Origin of the sequence: Anoxybacillus sp. ST4 (assembly GCF_019448545.1) — a bacterium.
Classification (GTDB): Bacteria; Bacillota; Bacilli; order Bacillales; family Anoxybacillaceae; genus Anoxybacillus; species Anoxybacillus pushchinoensis.
This window is the reverse complement of record NZ_JAHZOE010000008.1, coordinates 74,823-92,610: the sequence shown is the minus strand read 5'-3', so window position 1 is coordinate 92,610 and position 17,788 is coordinate 74,823. Positions and strand designations below refer to the sequence as shown.

Genomic DNA, 17,788 nt, shown 5'->3' with positions numbered 1-17,788 from the left:
TGCACTTACTACCTTACCAGGAGGAGAGCCCGTTTTTCATCTATTTTGCTTACATATCTGACAGGTTCCTTATTATACCAAATCAGGAACCTGTCTTTTTTTCTCCCACAAACATTTTACTCATACGAAAAATATGCAGTAGCTGAAACGAAATCATACGCCAACAAAATTGAAGGAATGTTTCGGCACGCGGAAGCTGTTGCCAATGATTTCGGACAATATATGTTGTTTGCTAAAAGCCATCAATTGACACGCGAGCAAGTGCTAGAACATATGCACGACTTACTCAAACGCAATAACGAATTGCTCGGCATTTATACGTTATGGGAGCCAAACGCCCTTGATCAGAAAGATGAGGAATACGTCAATAAAGATGGCCATGATGAGACAGGTCGATTCGTGCCGTACGTCGTTCGAAGCGATGGAAAAATTATTGTAGAAGCAAGCCGTGACTACGACAAAGCAGGGGATGGCGATTATTACTTAGTGCCGAAGGAGACAAAAAAACCTTTGCTTCTTGAGCCTTACACGTACGCAGTCAACGGAAAGGACGTGCTGCTTACGTCGCTCATTTTGCCGCTGATCGATCCGAAAACGAACGAATTTTTAGGCATCGTTGGGGTTGATTTTGATGTCTCGTTTTTGCAACAACTCATTCGTGAACAAAAACCGCTTGGGGGGTATTTTAATTTTATTGATGGCAACGGAACGATCATTGCAAGCGGCTTAGGGGAAAAGTTTATCGGACAAACAATTACAATGGACGAACAAAAAACGATATTGAAGCGCATCGCCAATGGGGAATCTTTTTCAGATACAGTATATTCTAATCTTATAAAACAAGAAGTGTTTCGAGGGATTGCTCCCGTTCATCTTGCACAGTTTGAAAAAACATGGGCTATCGTTTTATCCGTTCCTTCTAATACGTTGTTTAGCCAAATAAAAACGTTGGCGATAGAAGGAGCAGTCGGCGTCATTGTTGCCGTCTTATTGCTTATTGTCTTTATGACAGTAACGCTTCGACGCATTTTGCTCCCTGTCCGCAAAACAGCGCTTGTCGCCCAGCAAGTAGCAGAAGGAAAATTGAACGTTCACGTCGATATTTTAAAAAATAACGATGAAATTGGAACGTTAACGAAAGCAATAAAAAAGATGGTGGAACAACTAAGAGAACAAATTCGCACGTTATCAGCAGAAAGTATGCAGTTGACAACAGAAGCGGCCCACGTTACCGAAAACGCGAAGCAAAATAGCGACACGAGCGCGTATATTCATGAGGTCATGAACGAAATTACGGAGCGGACAACTTCTCAAACGGAAGCGATGCTTGAAAGTATGAAAGCAATGGAGGAGATGGCGATAGGCGTTCAAAAATTAGCTGAATCGACCTCCGAAGTGGCAGACTCAGCAAAAGAGATGTCCGAAGAAGCGCAACAAGGGAAAGAACAGCTTGAACAAACGGTACAACAAATGAATCAAATCGAGCGGTCTTTTACAATGATCGCTAAGCAAGTCGAACATTTAACATCGTATTCTGAACAAATTGGTCATATTGTTGCAGCAATTAGCGCGATTTCATCGCAAACGAATTTGCTCGCATTAAATGCAGCGATTGAAGCAGCACGTGCTGGAGAAGCAGGAAAAGGCTTTGCAGTTGTTGCTGAAGAAGTGCGAAAGTTAGCTGAACAAGCAGATGAAGCAGCGAAACAAGTAAGCGAACTCATCGGGCATGTCCAACACCAAGTGAAGGAAGTGTCAGAAGTCACAAAACAAGGAGCGGAAGATATAAAAGAAGGCAGCGCGATCATTACGAACACTGCGCAAGCTTTCGAACGAATTGTCCAAAAAACAGATGTCGTATCGGAAGAAATTCAAGAAATATCAGCGGCAACAGAACAAATGTCAGCTGGCGTGGAACAAGTGACCGCTTCGCTTGAAAACATTGTTGAAACGGCTAAAGATGTACAAGCAGAAATCGTTCAGGCGACGCGTTCAGTCGATGAACAAGCGAATATTTCTAAACAGCTTGATGCATCCGCCAAGCAGCTCGCTCGTATTGCGGAGCAACTACAACAATTGATCCAGCGCTTTACTTTGGAGTCCCAAAAATAACGGGACTCCTTTTTGACGATCAATATCGTTTTTCTACTTTTTTTTATCATTTATCAATACTAAAATATACAAAACTAGAAAATAAATATATACTTTTTTCTTTTCATCCACTTGTCGCAACATATTTATAATTTCCTCTTCCATTTTCCCTCTATGTTCCACTTCCTTTTCATTTGCAACTAGCCAATCGATAGATACATCTAGTACTCTACTGATCGGAATAAGCAAATCTACACGCGGGGTTACCGTCCCATTAACAATTTTATTAATCGTGCTCTTAGACTGACCGGTTTGTTCTACTAAATCTTTTTGCTTTAAATTGAGTTGTTTTAAACGTTGCTTAATTCTCTCACTAATGATCGCTTTTATATCATTCACATTCACCATTCCCTTCATGTTTTGTTTCTTTTTTGGAATTTTCTCATTGAAAAGTTCCTAAAAAGAAACTATAATGGTAATCAAACAAACCTTTCTTCGTTTTACGTAATCATAACAAGGCGGTGGATTCATGGACGTTTATGCTCGTGCAAAACGTACCATCAGCGCGTGGGTCATATGTTGTTATACGTCGATCATGTGCTTTTTAATATACACAAATGTTTCTAAAACTTTTTACATCGTCATCTCATGGCTCATCGTTAGCCTTTCATTCTTTTCTGTATTTTTAAAATACACTAGGAAAATCGTGTCCTATAAAAAGAAAAAAAATGAGCATGACGTGTATAAATATATGTGTGCGTTAAAACAACTCCCTTTAAGAGTCATACATGCCGTTGCATATTGTTTTTTGTTGTTTTTGTTTATCTTGTTTTGGATACATATTCCAATCGCTCACTTGCTTACAGCAAGCTTTCTGTACGGAATATGGCATGCGATTCTTTTTCATATAACAACTAAAACTTTATATAAAGTGATTCAGCATGACGTATATGACTTTTTATCATACGGACATCGAAGCGCCTTGCTTGCAACCGATTTTTTGTATTTATCGCATGTTAAAAAACTAATTCATTATGGAGTAGGCGTCGTTTCGATCTCCTTTATGTACATATTGAGCGTGTATCACTCGTTTATTCAAGCAAATAGCGAAGCGAGCGATGTTTTTTTGTACTCCTCCATTCTTTTTTTAGTAGCTTTGATAATGTTTTACTTTTTCGTTAGTTATGTGACAGCGAAGCATATCACGCGCACGATTGATTCTTTGCAGCAAAAAATCGCGGACGACTATATTCCGAACGTTTATATTGACGAATTTTCCTCTCTCGTTCACACGTTCAATGCATATAACGACCGAACAAAACAAATTTTTTTGCTGTTGCATACAATTGGACGGGAAAATGATGAATATCGGTACATTGTTGAACATTCTCATCGCGTTGCAAATTATTGTTTGAGAATTGGTGAATATCTCGGTCTTAACGATCATCAGCTACATAGCTTGTATCAAGCTGCCCTTCTTCACGACATTGGAAAAATAGGTATACCTATCTATATTTTATTAAAAAAAGAACCTTTATCTAAAGATGAATTTTCATTTATTCAACAATATCCGAATATTAGCTACTTTATAGCGAAAATGATGTTAAAGTCGGACAACGAAGATTTGCTAAACGCCATTCGATTTCATAAAGAACATGTGGATGGAACAGGATATCCGAACCGTTTGAAACAAGATGAGATCCCTTTGCTAGCAAAAATCATATCAGCTGTAGATGCATTTGATGCGATGACCTCATCTAGGCCGTACCGAAAAAGTAAAAGTAAAATGGAAGCGATGGAAAATCTATTAAAAGAAAGTGGGACAAAGTGGGATGACAAAGTTGTGAATGTGATAAACCTATTATTAACAAAAAATAACAAATATGTTAATATAGCGATAAGAAGCTAAATCCTTCGAGTCGCTTTTTTCTTGCCTATAGAAAGGAGAAACTTCATTGGACTGTACAAACTTATTTAAAACGACCATTTGTTGTTTTGAACAACAAATCAACCGACCGATCGTGCTCGTTTTAAACGACTCGTTCATTTTCTCAAGCTACTCATCAGAAGATGTAAAATATTTGTTTTATAAAAATGAATCTATGATTAAACGACATATTTTTAGTATGTCAGAAACGACTATAGTACATTACGATTCAACGGCATGGATCGTTTATCCCATTCCAACGAGCACAAAACATGGTTTTGTCCGTCTGCTTATTTCTCATCCATACCATTCAGACAATCACATGTGCGTTGAATGCTTAATTGAAATACTTACGCTTATCGTTCAAAAAAAATATAGCGAGCAACAACTCGCCCAAGAAATTGAACAACTATCAGAGAGAGAAAGACAAATATTTTTCCTTTTACTAAAAGGATACAGCAATCAAGAAATTGCAGACGAACTTGTTTTAAGCAAACATACGATTAAAAATCATATTAACCATGTGTTTCAAAAACTGGACGTCAAACGTCGTTCGCAGTTAATCGCAAAGTTCAGTCATCTTTTATAATTTTGTCATTCGGGGGAGCATCATGGATATTTTTGTAGGAAGACAACCTATCTTTAACAAAAATTACGAAGTCGTTGCTTATGAATTGTTTTACCGAAGTGGAGAAAAAAACTTTTATAACGCGTTAGACGGAAATAGAGCGACAATGGACGTGCTAATCAATAGCTTTATGAACATTGGAATTGACAAGTTAACGAACGGAACGCGGTGTTTCATTAACTTCACAGAAACGTTATTAAAAAAGCGAATTCCGTTTCATTTTCCAAAAAATTTAATCGTCGTTGAAATACTTGAAACGATTCCATATTCATATGAGCTCTTACAAATTTGCAAAGAGTTAAAGAAAGAAGGATATATGATTGCGTTAGATGATTTCATCTTTTCAGATCAATACGTTCCTTTATTTCCTTATATTGATATTATTAAGGTCGATTTTTCTCAATCCAATAATTATAAGCTATACGATTCTGTCATTAAATCTCATCATATTCATTTACTTGCAGAGAAAATTGAAACGAGCGAACAATTAGCCGAGGCAATGCGAAACGGATTCGTATATTTCCAAGGATATTTTTTTAGTAAGCCAATTGTTGTGAAAGAGAAATCACTTCCAAAAATGTCGTATGCTTCTCATTTCTCTTTGTTAAAACAATTAAATAAAAATGAATTAAACTTTGAAGAACTTGTTGAAGCGATTGAACACGATCCTTCATTAACTTATCGTTTACTCAAAACAGTAAATTCGTTTTTCTTATCTTCTTTCCCAAAAATTAAATCGATTCGTCATGCGGCGATTTTACTTGGAACAAATCATTTAAAAAGCTGGTTGACCGTTCTCACATTTCAAAAGCCGAACGAGCCGTTTAAAAATGAGGTGATTGTCAACAGCCTACTAAGAGCAAAAACACTTGAACAACTTGCTTATCTTATTGGTTTAGATGATGAAAAAGAGATACTGTTTTTTATGGGCATCTGTTCTTCCTTGCATCTACTACTAGATCGGCCTTTGCATGACGTATTGGAAGAGTTGCATGTCGATGAAAACATTCAACAAGCATTAGAAGGACGGCATCCGCTGTATTCTCCCTTGTTTGAACTCGTTCTCTCGCTTGAAACAAACAATACTGAGCAAACGCAGCAATGGGCGAACGTGCTAAACATTCCTATCGCCGAAGCATTCGCTATCTATCAAAAAAGCATCGAATGGATCGTGCAAATGCAAAGTGAATGGGCAAACTTATAAGTATTGAAAAATCAACATCTTTCGACAATAATAGACATATATTCTATTTTTCTATATAAAAGGAGGTGCTCGAAGTGGAGAACCATCCGCCTACGTCACATATGTTTTTTACAAATGAGCAATTTTTGTTTTACATTATGGATCAATTATTCGATATTGTATTTTTAATGAAAGTCGAAGAAGGTCCGCGCTTTCGCTATGAGCGCGTCAGTCCCACCGCTCTCCATTTAGCGAGCTTAACGGAAAAAGATATCGGAAAATGCATCGAAGATATATATGATCATCACGTCGCAAACCATTTAAATGAACAATATACGAAAGCGACGCAAACAAAATCGCTCATTACATTTCGCGATCGCATGAACGTAGAAGGGATACGTTTTGCGGAATCTACATTAATCCCTATTTTAGACGACAACAATAAAGTCTCCTATATCGTCGCATGCACGCGTGAAATTACCGATATGCTACAAAAAGAAGAGCAGTTAGAAGAAGCGAATCAATTGATTGATTCTTTATTTACGTACTCTCAAGAAGCTTTTATTTTATTTGACTTATGCGGACGTATTATTCGTGTGAATCACGAAATGGAACGTTTATTTGGTATGCAAAAAGAAGAAGTAGTCGGCAAAACGCTTTTCGATGTCATTCCTGTGCATAAAGAAAATATCGAACAAACGTTAGAACGATTAGGCGAAGGAAAGCCGTTACAAACGATTCGTTTAACGATGAAAACGAAACATAATGAAACGATATACGTTTCGGTGAACGCTTCACCATTGTTAGATAAAAACAGAAAAATTATCGCTGGTTTTGCTAGCCTTTTAAATATTACAGACCTCATTCAAACGCAAAAGCAGTTAAACCGAAGCGAAAAATTGCACCGTCATATTGTTGAGGCTTTCCCAGAGGCAATTATTATGTGTACGAACGAGCGCCTGACGTACGCCAATCCGATTGCTCTCCATACGCTCAAGGCATCAACATTGGACGATGTGAAAAACAAGCCCATTCACCAATTCATTCATACGAATAAACAAACAACCATCACAGCTCTAGACGGAGAAACGATCCCCGTACAAATTGGTGTACTCCCATTTCCATACGAAGAAGAACGGGCTGAGTTAATGATCATTAAACCAATCGAACCGATTGCGCTCAAACAACAAAAAGAAACATATTTAGAAAGAGAACAATTTATCGAAAAATTGACCGAGCTTCTTTTATCATACGAGGGTGTAGCTGTTCTTTTAATTGACGTGTACCAATTTAAATTTATCAACAGTTTCCTCGGCTATGAAAACGGAAACGAGCTATTAAAACAAATCGGTCTACGTCTTCATGAAGCGATTCATTGTAAGGCGATATGGACGCGAATAAACGGCGATCAATTTTCAGTTGCCCTTTCATATGGAACACAAAAGGAAGTCATTGAACTTGCCGACGTAATTAAAGAAGCTCTTCAAGAAACATATGTGATCGACCACCAACCGATTCGAATCGGCATTCATATCGGGATAAGCTACGCATACGACGCCCAATTATGTGCGGAAACGTTGTTGAACAACGCAGAGAAGGCACTATATTTTGCGAAAATGGAAGGAACGAATATCGTTAAGCGATACGAACCGCATATGTCAAACGCTTTTGCCAGAAAAATTCAGCTTGAAAACGCCCTTCCGTTAGCTGTAGAAAACGAAGAGCTTTTTTTACTCTATCAGCCAAAAGTCAATGTCCACGCCCGATCATGCAGCGTGGAAGCACTCGTTCGCTGGAAACATCCACAATTTGGATTTGTTAGTCCAGCCGAATTTATTCCAATCGCAGAAGAAACGAACGTCATTTACGATATCGGGAAATGGGTGTTGCGTCAAGCGTGTCGCGATCTTTCCTTCTTACGCCAAAGTGCCACAGGATGTATGAAAATCGCCATCAACTTATCGGCAAAACAATTTTTAGACGAGCAGCTCGTTGAAGATATTCAACATATTTTGCAACAAGAACATTGCGATGCCTCTTGCTTTATTTTTGAAATTACAGAAACGACAATTATTAAAAACCCTGAGCGCGTCGTAACGACGTTAGAACGTTTAAAAAAGCTCGGCTTTTCTATTGCGGTAGATGACTTTGGCGTCAGCTACTCATCGCTTGAATATTTAAATCGCTTTCCAATTGATGAAGTAAAAATCGACCGTTCATTTATTCAAAACATCGTCAATAATGAAAAAAGTAAAGAAATTGTGAGCGCCATTATTTCCTTGGCGCACAATCTAGGGTTGACCGTCACAGCTGAAGGTGTTGAAACGGAACAACAAGCGCAATTTTTAATCGAAAAACAGTGCGAACAACTACAAGGTTTTTACTTTAGCCGACCGATATCGCTTGAACAACTACCAAACACGATCGCATCATTACGACAAATCGTTCACACATTAAAATCCCCGATGTAACCCGGGGATTTTTTTATGCAAGCACGGCGCGATCGCTCGCGAACTGACTGCCGCGAATGCGTTGAAACTCTTGTAAAAGCTTTTCGACAGTCAGTTTTTTCTTTTCTTCTCCACTTGCTTCAAAAATGATTTGTCCGGCGTCCATCATAATAAGTCGATTGCCTAATTGGACAGCTTGTTCCATATTATGCGTCACCATTAACGTCGTAAGGCGATGTTGTTCAACAATTTGTTTCGTTAAATCAGTAATGAGTTGGGCGCGTGCTGGGTCTAGCGCTGCCGTATGTTCATCAAGCAACAACACATGCGGTTTCGTAAACGTCGCCATAAGCAACGATAACGCTTGTCGTTCCCCGCCAGATAACAAACCGACTTTTGCATGGAGACGATTTTCTAATCCGAGTTGAAGCGAAGCGAGCGTTTCTTTAAAAAATTCGCGTCGCTTTTTCGTCACACCGAAACGAAGCGTCCGCTTTTCTGTTCGGTTATAAGCGATCGCTAAGTTTTCCTCGATCGTCATATTTGGCGCAGTTCCTGCCATCGGGTCTTGAAAAACACGACCGATATAACGAGCTCGATCATGTTCGCTCATCGTCGTCACATGTTTTCCGTCAATGATGACTTCACCTGTATCCGGAGAAAGACGGCCAGAAATGATGTTCATTAACGTCGATTTCCCAGCCCCGTTGCTGCCGATAATTGTAACAAAATCTCCCGGCTGAAGCGAAAGTTCGATATGTTTTAGCGCTACTTTCTCATCGAGCGTTCCTTCGTTAAACACTTTCGTAATCTGCTTGAGTTGAAGCAACAGCCGCACCTCGCTTTCTTGCTTTTCGCTGTTTTTCCGCACGCGCTGCCACCATTTGCGGAACGACAAGCGCTAAAATGACGATACATGCTGTAATGAGCTTCACATCGCCCGTCTCTAAAAATTGGACACGTAACGCTAGCGTAATCACGATGCGATAGATGATCGCTCCTAAAATAACAGCTAGCGTCGCTCGCACGATCGTTTTAGCGCCAAATAGCGCCTCCCCGATAATGACTGACGCTAAGCCAATCACGATCATTCCAATGCCCATGCCAATGTCGCTAAATCCGCTATATTGTGCAATAAGCGCGCCTGAAAACGCAACGAGCGCATTCGACAACCCTAGACCTAAAATCGTTAAACGGTCTGTATTGCCTGAAAAACTAGCAATCATTTTTTTATTGTCGCCGACTGCTCGTAATGCTAACCCGACTTCCGTTTTTAAAAACAAGTCAATAACGACTTTAACGATCACTACTAACAACGTTCCAAAAACGATAACCGCCCATGTTTTCGGAGCGAACGGAACGATCGTCGCTAGCGCTGCATCCACTCGTTGAAATTGAGCTGTCACCATCGTCATCACAGTTTCTTGCTGCAAAAGAGGAATGTTCGGTTTCCCCATAATACGCAAGTTGATTGAATATAAAGCGATCATCATTAAAATACCGGACAACAACGGATTAATTTTTCCTTTCGTATGCAAAAGACCGGTTGCGCACCCTGCTAAAAAGCCGGCACCAATCGCCGCAAGCGATGCAACAAACGGGTGGACGCCGCCGACGATGAAGACGGAAGCAACAGCTGCTCCCGTCACAAAACTTCCGTCGACCGTCAAATCGGGAAAATCTAAAATTCGAAACGATATATATACACCAAGCGCCATTAGCGCATATAACAATCCTGCTTCTACAGAACTAAACAATGCTGTAATCATACGATCCATCCTTTACGTTATTCAATGAATTCCGCCATGCTATCCCATTCGCTTCTCCATTCCACACCCATCTCTTGCGCCGCTTTTTTATTGATGACAAGCTTTAACTTTTGCGGATATTGCACTGGAAGTTCGGACGGTTTTTTCTTTCCTTCTAAAATGTCAGCTGCCATCACGCCTGCTTCATAACCGATATCGTAGTAGTCAAAGCCGTACGCCGCAAAACCACCACGTTTTACCGAGTCTAACTCACCAACGAAAAGCGGTACATTTTGATCATTCGCCACTTGAATGACCGACTCAAGCGCTGAGACGACGGTATTATCCGTAATGACATAAAAACAATCAACTTTGCCAACGAGCGATTCAGCTGCTTGTTTCACTTCTGCCGATGTCGATACAGAAACTGGTACAATCGTTAAATCCGTGCCTTCCATCGCCTTTTTCACCGCATCAATTTGCGCAACCGAGTTTTGCTCGCCGGCATTGTAAATCATACCGACGCGATTTCCATTAACAAATTGGTCAATAAACTGCACCGTTTTCGGAATCGCATCTGGATGCGTATCTGTCGTTCCTGTTACATTGCCACCCGGATTTTCCATCGATTGCACAAGCTTCGCCCCAACCGGATCAGTTACTGACGTAAAAACGATCGGAATGTCTTTCGTTGCATTTAACGCTCCGAGCGCACTCGGTGTTGAGTTCGCGAAAATTAAATCGACTCCATCCGCGACGAAGTTGTTTGCGATCGTTTGATTATTGTTCATATCCCCTTGCGCAATTTGCACGTCGTATTCCACTTTTAATCCTTTATCTTCAAGCGCCTTTTTAAACCCGTTAAACGCCGCATCGAGCGATGGATGTTCAACAATTTGCGTCACGCCAATTTTGTACGTTTTGTCTCCGTCTGCATCGTTTGCCGTTTTCTCCCCAGAGCATCCTGCAAGCACGCTTCCTGCAAGCAACAATGCTCCACACATATTCAACCATTTCATTTTTATCCCCCTCACTTTTACGCTGTTTCGCTTTTATGCGTTAAATTATACAAATATATTTTCTAAATATCAAGCAAATTCTTAAAACTTTTGTAAAAAAAATAAAACGGTGCTTATTGTGCACCGCTTTGAGAGACGACTTGTTCTTTTAACGCCCGTCTTAAAATTTTTCCTGTCGTATTTTTTGGCAATTCATCTAAAAATTCAATTGAACTTGGTACTTTATATTTCGCTAAATGCTCGCTGCAATACGCGATGAGCTGTTGTTCGGTCAACTGTTTATTTTTGCTCACAACATAACATTTCACCGCTTCACCAAAATTCGGATCAGGGACGCCAATGACAGCCGCTTCAACAACATCTGGATGGCTGTACAATACTTCTTCCACTTCACGTGGATATACGTTATACCCACCGACGATAATCATATCTTTTTTCCGATCGACAATATAAAAATATCCTTCCTCATCCATTTTTGCTAAGTCGCCCGTATATAGCCAACCGTCTCGAATCGTATGCGCCGTTTCTTCCGGCATTTTATAATATCCTTTCATCACGTTCGGTCCGCGTACGATCAGTTCACCTACTTCGCCGACCGGCACTTCTTCACCTAATTCGTTCACAATTTTATTTTCGACGTTTATAATGCTCGTTCCAATCGAGCCCGGTTTACGCGGACGATCGAGCGGATTAAAACATGTAACTGGCGACGCTTCTGAAAGTCCATACCCTTCAGAAACGATCACTTGAAACTTTTTCTCGAAATTTTTCAATAGTGCTACAGGCATCGATGCCCCACCGGAAATGCATAGACGAATGTGCGAAAAATGTTCTGCCTTTCCGTCTGGATATTGATATAAAAAGTTGTACATCGTCGGCACCCCAGCAAAAACGGTCGCCTTTTGCTCGCTTGCGATTCGGAATACGTCTCCGGGACTAAACTTTGGAAGAATAAGCACCGTTCCGCCATTCATAAGCGGTGCATTGAGCGCCACCGTTAAACAAAAGACATGAAACATCGGCAACGTCGCAATGACGCGGTCATCCTCGTTTATTTTTAAGTAATCAGCCACATCTTGAGCGTTGCTGTAAAGATTTTTATGCGTCAACATCGCCCCTTTCGGTTTTCCCGTCGTCCCCGATGTGTATAAAATAACTGCTACATCGTCGTCATGGAGCGCCGGACCGAAAAACGGAACTTCACCTGTCGCTAACACCGTTGTAAACGATTTCATTTTTTCAGGCAAAACGATGCCATGTTCTTTTCCTTGCGGCGTTTCGCAAATAATGATATGCTCGACGCTCGGCAAGCGTCCGTCAAGCTTCATCAATGTCGGAATGACGAGATCGAGCGCAATTACTACTTTCACATCACCGTTTGTTAAAATGTAATGAATTTCATCGGGCGTATAAATCGGATTGATTGGAATGACCGTCGCCCCGGCGCGCATCGCCCCGTACAAACTGACGACAAAATATGGCGAATTGCCTAATAACAACGCCACATGATCCCCTTTGTTCACCCCGAGCTTTGCTAGACCGCTCGCAAACTTCATAACTGCTCCGTTCAACTCGCCATACGTCGCCTCAGTTGTTTCAAACACATATGCTCGCTTGTCCGGCTTTTGCGATGCGATTTGTTCTAACCGTGAAACTAAATTCATTTTCTCCCCACCCCTCTTAATGAATGAATAGTCATTCATTTTAAAATTAAAAAAATTCTAAATGTATTATATTTTAAAATAAAAAAACAAGCAAGTAGGACATTGTCGTGCAAACGATCACGTCTCGCTTCTCCTAGGTGGGTAAAAAAAGAAAACGGGGGCTCTCCCCGTTAAAATGACAATGAGCGCATTTGGCTATCGGTTGCCCGCAGCAATTCTCCCCACGTTTCATATCCACGCAGCCGAAATTGTTGTAACAGCTCCACAAATAAATACGCAGTCGTTAGCGCATCACCGATGGCGGAGTGACGTTCGTACATACGCGTGCCGAACGCTTGCGCATATCGTTCTAAGTCGCGCATATCATACGACGGTGCAATGAAGCCGATTAAATCGAGCGTATCGATAAATGTCGGCTTGTGAAATTTCATTTTTTCTCTGCGCAACTCATGCTTTATGACAAATAAATCAAACGAAATGTAGTGACCGACAAAACAGACCGTTCGTTTTTTCTGAACGAAATCAAAAAACTGTTGCAGCGCTTCAATCGCTATCGGTGCATGCTCTACTTTTTCTTCCGTAATATTCGTTAACTCCACAATCACTTGCGGAATGTCGCGACATGGGTTGACGTACGTATGAAATGTTTCGTTTTCAAGCACTGTCGTCCCCTTCACTTGCACCGCACCAATTTCAATGAGACGATCAGCCGTTGCAACGTTAAAGCCTGTCGTTTCTGTATCAAATACTGTAAAGATGATGTCATCAATCGGTGTTGATAACGGGATGTTGTCGTTTAGCTTGTAATCGATCGCCTTTCGTAAAAAAAACATGACCATCCCCCTTAAAAATGAGAAAATAATTGCGCTTGTAGTTGCTTTAACGTTTTTAAACTTAAAATGAGTTCATCTTTTTCTCTCGTTGTCATCGTCGTAAACGATAAGACAGATGACGCTTGTTTATTCGCTTTATAATGGTTCCATTTATGACGAATGTAAATAGTTAACACGTTTTCAGCCGCTTTTTGCACATCTTTTGCAAACGATGGAGACAACACGTGTTTCTCCTTTAGCTTCTCAATTCGCTCAAACGGTGTGCCGGATACAATTCCGTGAATGAGTGATAAAATTTGCACGCTATGATGGTACGGAAATAACACTTCTTTTTTCATATCAATCGTTTTTCGCTCAAGGCCGAAAATGGACCGAATCGGGCGATCAAGTGTCGGAATTTCATTTTGTTTTTCTATCTCAACGAGGCGAAAAAAGAAAATTTTCGCCCGAGTGAGTTGTTCTCGAATTTGTTGTTCGAACGTACGGTGCAAGTCCATATCCCCATATACAAACCGATATGAGAAAAAATTTTGCGCCAACAACAAATTGTCATTTGTCGCATGAATCATCCACTCGCGCAAACGATCTTTCCACGTCTCGAGCGAGCCGCGCCACGCCTTTTCACTCGCCATCATTTTTCCTTTGCATCGTTCATAACCAGCTTTCTCCATAACACGCACAATCGCCTCACCGAGCTTCGCAAAATACGCAGCATGCTCGTCGCTTTCGTACACGAGGAAATGGTCTTGATCCGTCAGTAAAAACTGCTCTCTCCGACCGCTTGAACCCATTTGGTAAAAAGCGAAACGACACGGCGGCTCTCCAACTTCGTTTAGCGCCAACGCCATACAACGCAACACAAGGCGATCATATAGTTTCGTAATCATATTTAAACATTGGGCAATCGGTACTTGGTCGCGCAACATCGTTCCTAACAGTTCATAAATGGCCATTTTCATTTTTGGCAACGTTCGCTCATCAGCATGATCAATTTGTTGAATCGTGCGCATCATACTTTCATTTTTCTTTCTCATTAAATCAGAAAACGTCACTATTCCTTGTACTTTTTCATCGTCAACAACCGGCAAATGCTTCACTCCGCGCTCAATCATCATCGCAAGCGCATCATAGTAGTAAGCGAAGCGCGAAATCGTTGCGACATCTTTTGTCATTACTCGCTCGATGGCAGTATCATAAGGAAGCGAGCAACTAAGCACCCGTTCGACAAGATCTGTTTCAGTAACGATGCCGCATAACTTTTTTTCTTCCGTCACAATAATGGAACTAATATGCGTCTCCGCCATTTTTTTCGCCGCCTCTTGTACCGTTGCGGTGGGCGGTAAAGTGACGACATCGCGAACCATTAAATCTTGTACGGGAACGACAAATGATGTTGAATCGCCAAATTTACGCGCCTGCTTAATTTGTTCAGCAAGCGATACGTACACATCTTTTAAGCGTACACACGCCTGCGCAAGCAAATAGTCATGTACGTTCGGATCATCCCATAAACGCGATAAAACAGAAAACGGTATGATAAGCACTTCGCATCGTTCCGCTGCCCTTACCGCGACAAGTTCTTCTTTTCCCTCCCCTTTTGATACACCTAAAAAATCAGCTAAACTAGAAAAGCCAATGAGCCCTCCTTTTTGCACAACTTCAAGCACTTCATCATATCCTTCGTGCTCGACGTACACTTCCGCCACCCCGTCAAGCAACAAAACAAGCCCTTTACGCCGCTCATTTTTTCCTAAAATCGCATCGTCTTTTTCAAACGTTTTTCGCTCACATATAGCAATGAGCCGATCGATCTCTTCTTTTGGCAAACCGCTAAATAGTGGATGCACTTTTTCCCCTCCCTCATAAAAACGGCATCTGTATACACAGATGCCTTTACATTATCTCATCCACACTTGGCCGTCTTTATATGTCATTTGCTCTGGATAACGAAGGTCATACACTTCTTCTTGTACAGCTTGCGAAGGTTCTTTCGTCATTAACGATACGACGACATTTGCCACAAGTGCGGCTGCAGCACCAAACACCCCTGCACCTGTATCAACAATGCCTGCAATCGAAAACCCACCGTATTTCGCCGCTAAAATGTAGCCTAACGAAACAATTAAGCCGACAAGCATGCCTGCAATCGCACCTGCAGAGTTTGAACGTTTCCACCATACACCAAGCACAAGGGCAGGGAAGAACGTACTTGCCGCAATTGCAAACGCCCACGCGACAATTTGCGTAATCACGCCCGGAGGATTTAAAGCGACTAAACCAGCTAACACCGTCGCTGCCGCAATCGAAATGCGTGCAACAAGCAAGCGATTTTGTTCCGATGCGTTCGGGCGCAAAATACGATAATAAATGTCGTGTGCAAATGACGATGAAATAGCAATCATTAAACCTCCCGCTGTCGACAACGCCGCTGCCATCGCACCAGCTGCGACTAAGCCAATGACAAACATGCCGAGATTTGCGATCTCTGGAGTTGCCATAACGACGATGTCATTGCTAATGACCATCTCTTGCCATTGTAAAATGCCGTCACCATTCGCATCGGCAATTTGTAACTTCCCTGTGTTAATCCATTTTTCTGTCCATGCCGGCAACTCGGTAATTTTTTGTCCAACGACGTTTTTAATGAGGATGAAGCGCGAAAATGCTGCATACGCCGGTGCTGATAAGTAAAGTAAGCCGATAAATAAAAGTGCCCATGCCCCCGACCAACGCGCCGCCTTCATCGTCGATACCGTATAGAAGCGAACAATTACGTGCGGAAGTCCCGCTGTTCCAGCCATTAATGTAAACATAAGGGCGAGGAACTGCCATTTGCTACCTTTCAGAAATGGATCCGTATATTGTGAAATGCCTAACTGTTGATCAAGCTGTTGAAACTCACCGACAATTTTCCCGTAAGAAAGCCAAGGAATTGGATTCCCTGTCAACTGTAGCGACATAAAGACAACTGGAATTAAATACGCGATAATTAAGATGATGTATTGGGCTACTTGTGTCCATGTAATTCCTTTCATTCCGCCAAACGCCGCATAAAACGCAATTAACACAACCCCAATCATCGTGCCGACTTTCGCATCAACTTCGAGCAAACGCCCGATAACAACCCCTGAACCTGAAAGCTGACCGATGGAATAAACGAACGAAATAATGATCGTACAAATGGCTGCAATGAGACGCGCGGAATGGCTCTCGTAACGGTCACCAATAAATTCTGGCACCGTATAGCGACCGTATTTGCGAAGCTGTGGAGCAAGCAAAAACGTCAGAAGCAAATAGCCGCCCGTCCATCCCATAATGTATGCAAGACCATCGTACCCTAGCAACATGATCGTACCAGCCATACCGATAAATGACGCAGCACTCATCCAGTCCGCCGCGATCGCCATACCGTTTGAAAACGGAGAAATACCGCGTCCTGCTACGTAGAAATCAGATGTTTCTTTCGCTTTATTGTAAATGGCAATCCCAATATATAACGCAAATGAAGCGATAATGATAGATAAAGACACGAGAAATTGTGTATCCATCGTGCTCCCCCTTCCCCTTTGTTCTCTTAATGATCAAGTGTTTTCCCTGCGCTTAGTTGCTCGTTTCTCTCTTCGCTAATGCCGTACTTTTTGTCAATGCTGTCGCTTACTTTTGCATTAATAAACAACAAGACGATAAACGTCACTACAGCCCCTTGTGCCCCCATGAAATAATGAAACGGGAATCCGTTAAACGTCATGTTTTTAAACGATTCCGCAAACATGACAACGCCAAACGAGACAATAAACCAAATAATTAAAAAGATGACAATTAACCGCACGCGCTCACGGAAGTATGAGTCGGCAATTTTTTTATCAATTTGTCTCAAACAAACACACCCCCAAGTTAAAAATAAATTTGACCGTTTCGAAAAATGGTGCTGGGAACGTTATCACTTCAAACAAAAAGTAAGCGAAGACTGACAAAAATGGAATGAGTAAAAAGAAAGGCTTTTGTTTACGAAAAGCAACGTACAAACTCGCAACTGTAATGGCTAAGATGAGGTAAAAACCAATCAAACAAATCCCCCCTATGTTGTAAGCGTTATCATTTTCTTTTAGCCCCCACCTCCTAGTATGTACTGCTAAATTTTAAGAAAATTCTAACACAATCATATTATCTCCACTTTTCATTTCATCGTCAAGCATCTGTTCAAAAAATTTTCAAATTTTTTATTCTGTATTATAACAAGACATT

The 17,788-nt window shown here is 41.2% G+C and carries 15 protein-coding genes; 5 read left to right on the top strand and 10 right to left on the bottom strand.

Going from position 1 to position 17,788, the window contains the following annotated elements; translation table 11 throughout:
- Positions 1-177 precede the first annotated feature (177 nt).
- Complete coding sequence (locus K1I44_RS07665) at positions 178-2,112, top strand: methyl-accepting chemotaxis protein (RefSeq protein ID WP_255573301.1); 1,935 nt, start codon at positions 178-180, stop codon at positions 2,110-2,112.
- Positions 2,113-2,145: 33 nt separating this feature from the next.
- On the opposite strand, the gene K1I44_RS07660 is transcribed toward K1I44_RS07665, so the two are convergent.
- Positions 2,146-2,508: a helix-turn-helix domain-containing protein gene (locus K1I44_RS07660; RefSeq protein WP_219985786.1), complete on the bottom strand. Its 363-nt coding sequence runs from the start codon at positions 2,506-2,508 to the stop codon at positions 2,146-2,148.
- Between the two features lie 409 nt (positions 2,509-2,917).
- Between K1I44_RS07660 and K1I44_RS07655 the strand changes: the two genes are divergently transcribed.
- The 4 genes from K1I44_RS07655 to K1I44_RS07640 all read left to right on the top strand — a co-directional run bounded on the left by K1I44_RS07655 (position 2,918) and on the right by K1I44_RS07640 (position 8,300).
- The gene (locus K1I44_RS07655) at positions 2,918-4,000 is read left to right on the top strand and encodes an HD-GYP domain-containing protein (RefSeq protein ID WP_255573300.1); all 1,083 of its coding nucleotides are present in this window, start codon (positions 2,918-2,920) and stop codon (positions 3,998-4,000) included.
- Between the two features lie 46 nt (positions 4,001-4,046).
- Positions 4,047-4,607: a response regulator transcription factor gene (locus K1I44_RS07650; protein ID WP_219985784.1), complete on the top strand. Its 561-nt coding sequence runs from the start codon at positions 4,047-4,049 to the stop codon at positions 4,605-4,607.
- A 22-nt stretch (positions 4,608-4,629) separates the two neighbouring features.
- Positions 4,630-5,850 carry an EAL and HDOD domain-containing protein gene (locus K1I44_RS07645; RefSeq protein WP_219985783.1) on the top strand — a complete coding sequence of 407 codons (1,221 nt, stop codon included), beginning with the start codon at positions 4,630-4,632 and terminating at the stop codon, positions 5,848-5,850.
- Between the two features lie 74 nt (positions 5,851-5,924).
- The gene (locus K1I44_RS07640) at positions 5,925-8,300 is read left to right on the top strand and encodes an EAL domain-containing protein (protein ID WP_370627971.1); all 2,376 of its coding nucleotides are present in this window, start codon (positions 5,925-5,927) and stop codon (positions 8,298-8,300) included.
- Positions 8,301-8,313: 13 nt separating this feature from the next.
- On the opposite strand, the gene K1I44_RS07635 is transcribed toward K1I44_RS07640, so the two are convergent.
- The 9 genes from K1I44_RS07635 to K1I44_RS07595 all read right to left on the bottom strand — a co-directional run bounded on the left by K1I44_RS07635 (position 8,314) and on the right by K1I44_RS07595 (position 17,610).
- Positions 8,314-9,108: an ABC transporter ATP-binding protein gene (locus K1I44_RS07635; protein ID WP_219985791.1), complete on the bottom strand. Its 795-nt coding sequence runs from the start codon at positions 9,106-9,108 to the stop codon at positions 8,314-8,316.
- Entirely contained in the window at positions 9,074-10,048 is a 975-nt protein-coding gene (locus K1I44_RS07630) for an ABC transporter permease (protein ID WP_035044820.1), read from the bottom strand. Before K1I44_RS07630 ends, K1I44_RS07635 begins: the two co-directional genes overlap by 35 nt.
- Before the next feature lie 17 nt (positions 10,049-10,065).
- Positions 10,066-11,046 carry an ABC transporter substrate-binding protein gene (locus K1I44_RS07625; protein WP_003395578.1) on the bottom strand — a complete coding sequence of 327 codons (981 nt, stop codon included), beginning with the start codon at positions 11,044-11,046 and terminating at the stop codon, positions 10,066-10,068.
- Between the two features lie 113 nt (positions 11,047-11,159).
- Positions 11,160-12,710, bottom strand: coding sequence for a fatty acid--CoA ligase family protein (locus K1I44_RS07620; protein WP_003395580.1), 1,551 nt, complete (start codon positions 12,708-12,710; stop codon positions 11,160-11,162).
- A 170-nt stretch (positions 12,711-12,880) separates the two neighbouring features.
- On the bottom strand, positions 12,881-13,543 hold the full coding sequence (locus K1I44_RS07615) for a 3'-5' exonuclease (protein ID WP_003395581.1): 663 nt from the start codon (positions 13,541-13,543) through the stop codon (positions 12,881-12,883).
- An 11-nt stretch (positions 13,544-13,554) separates the two neighbouring features.
- Positions 13,555-15,390, bottom strand: a complete 1,836-nt coding sequence (locus K1I44_RS07610; RefSeq protein WP_219985782.1) for a DUF294 nucleotidyltransferase-like domain-containing protein — start codon at positions 15,388-15,390, stop codon at positions 13,555-13,557.
- Between the two features lie 51 nt (positions 15,391-15,441).
- Positions 15,442-17,091 carry a sodium:solute symporter family protein gene (locus tag K1I44_RS07605; protein WP_219985781.1) on the bottom strand — a complete coding sequence of 550 codons (1,650 nt, stop codon included), beginning with the start codon at positions 17,089-17,091 and terminating at the stop codon, positions 15,442-15,444.
- A 26-nt stretch (positions 17,092-17,117) separates the two neighbouring features.
- Positions 17,118-17,420 carry a DUF4212 domain-containing protein gene (locus K1I44_RS07600; RefSeq protein ID WP_003395586.1) on the bottom strand — a complete coding sequence of 101 codons (303 nt, stop codon included), beginning with the start codon at positions 17,418-17,420 and terminating at the stop codon, positions 17,118-17,120.
- Positions 17,407-17,610: a hypothetical protein gene (locus tag K1I44_RS07595; protein ID WP_219985780.1), complete on the bottom strand. Its 204-nt coding sequence runs from the start codon at positions 17,608-17,610 to the stop codon at positions 17,407-17,409. The genes K1I44_RS07600 and K1I44_RS07595 overlap by 14 nt, the downstream gene beginning before the upstream one ends.
- Between the last annotated feature and the right edge of the window lie 178 nt (positions 17,611-17,788).

Excerpts from the sequence above, each read along its gene's own strand:
- K1I44_RS07645 (WP_219985783.1), top strand. The coding sequence starts at position 4,630 with ATGGATATTTTTGTAGGAAGACAACCTATCTTTAACAAAAATTACGAA.
- K1I44_RS07665 (WP_255573301.1), top strand. The coding sequence starts at position 178 with ATGTTTCGGCACGCGGAAGCTGTTGCCAATGATTTCGGACAATATATG.
- K1I44_RS07630 (WP_035044820.1), bottom strand. The coding sequence starts at position 10,048 with ATGATTACAGCATTGTTTAGTTCTGTAGAAGCAGGATTGTTATATGCG.
- K1I44_RS07625 (WP_003395578.1), bottom strand. The coding sequence starts at position 11,046 with ATGAAATGGTTGAATATGTGTGGAGCATTGTTGCTTGCAGGAAGCGTG.
- K1I44_RS07615 (WP_003395581.1), bottom strand. The coding sequence starts at position 13,543 with ATGTTTTTTTTACGAAAGGCGATCGATTACAAGCTAAACGACAACATC.
- K1I44_RS07660 (WP_219985786.1), bottom strand. The coding sequence starts at position 2,508 with ATGAAGGGAATGGTGAATGTGAATGATATAAAAGCGATCATTAGTGAG.
- K1I44_RS07605 (WP_219985781.1), bottom strand. The coding sequence starts at position 17,091 with ATGGATACACAATTTCTCGTGTCTTTATCTATCATTATCGCTTCATTT.
- K1I44_RS07620 (WP_003395580.1), bottom strand. The coding sequence starts at position 12,710 with ATGAATTTAGTTTCACGGTTAGAACAAATCGCATCGCAAAAGCCGGAC.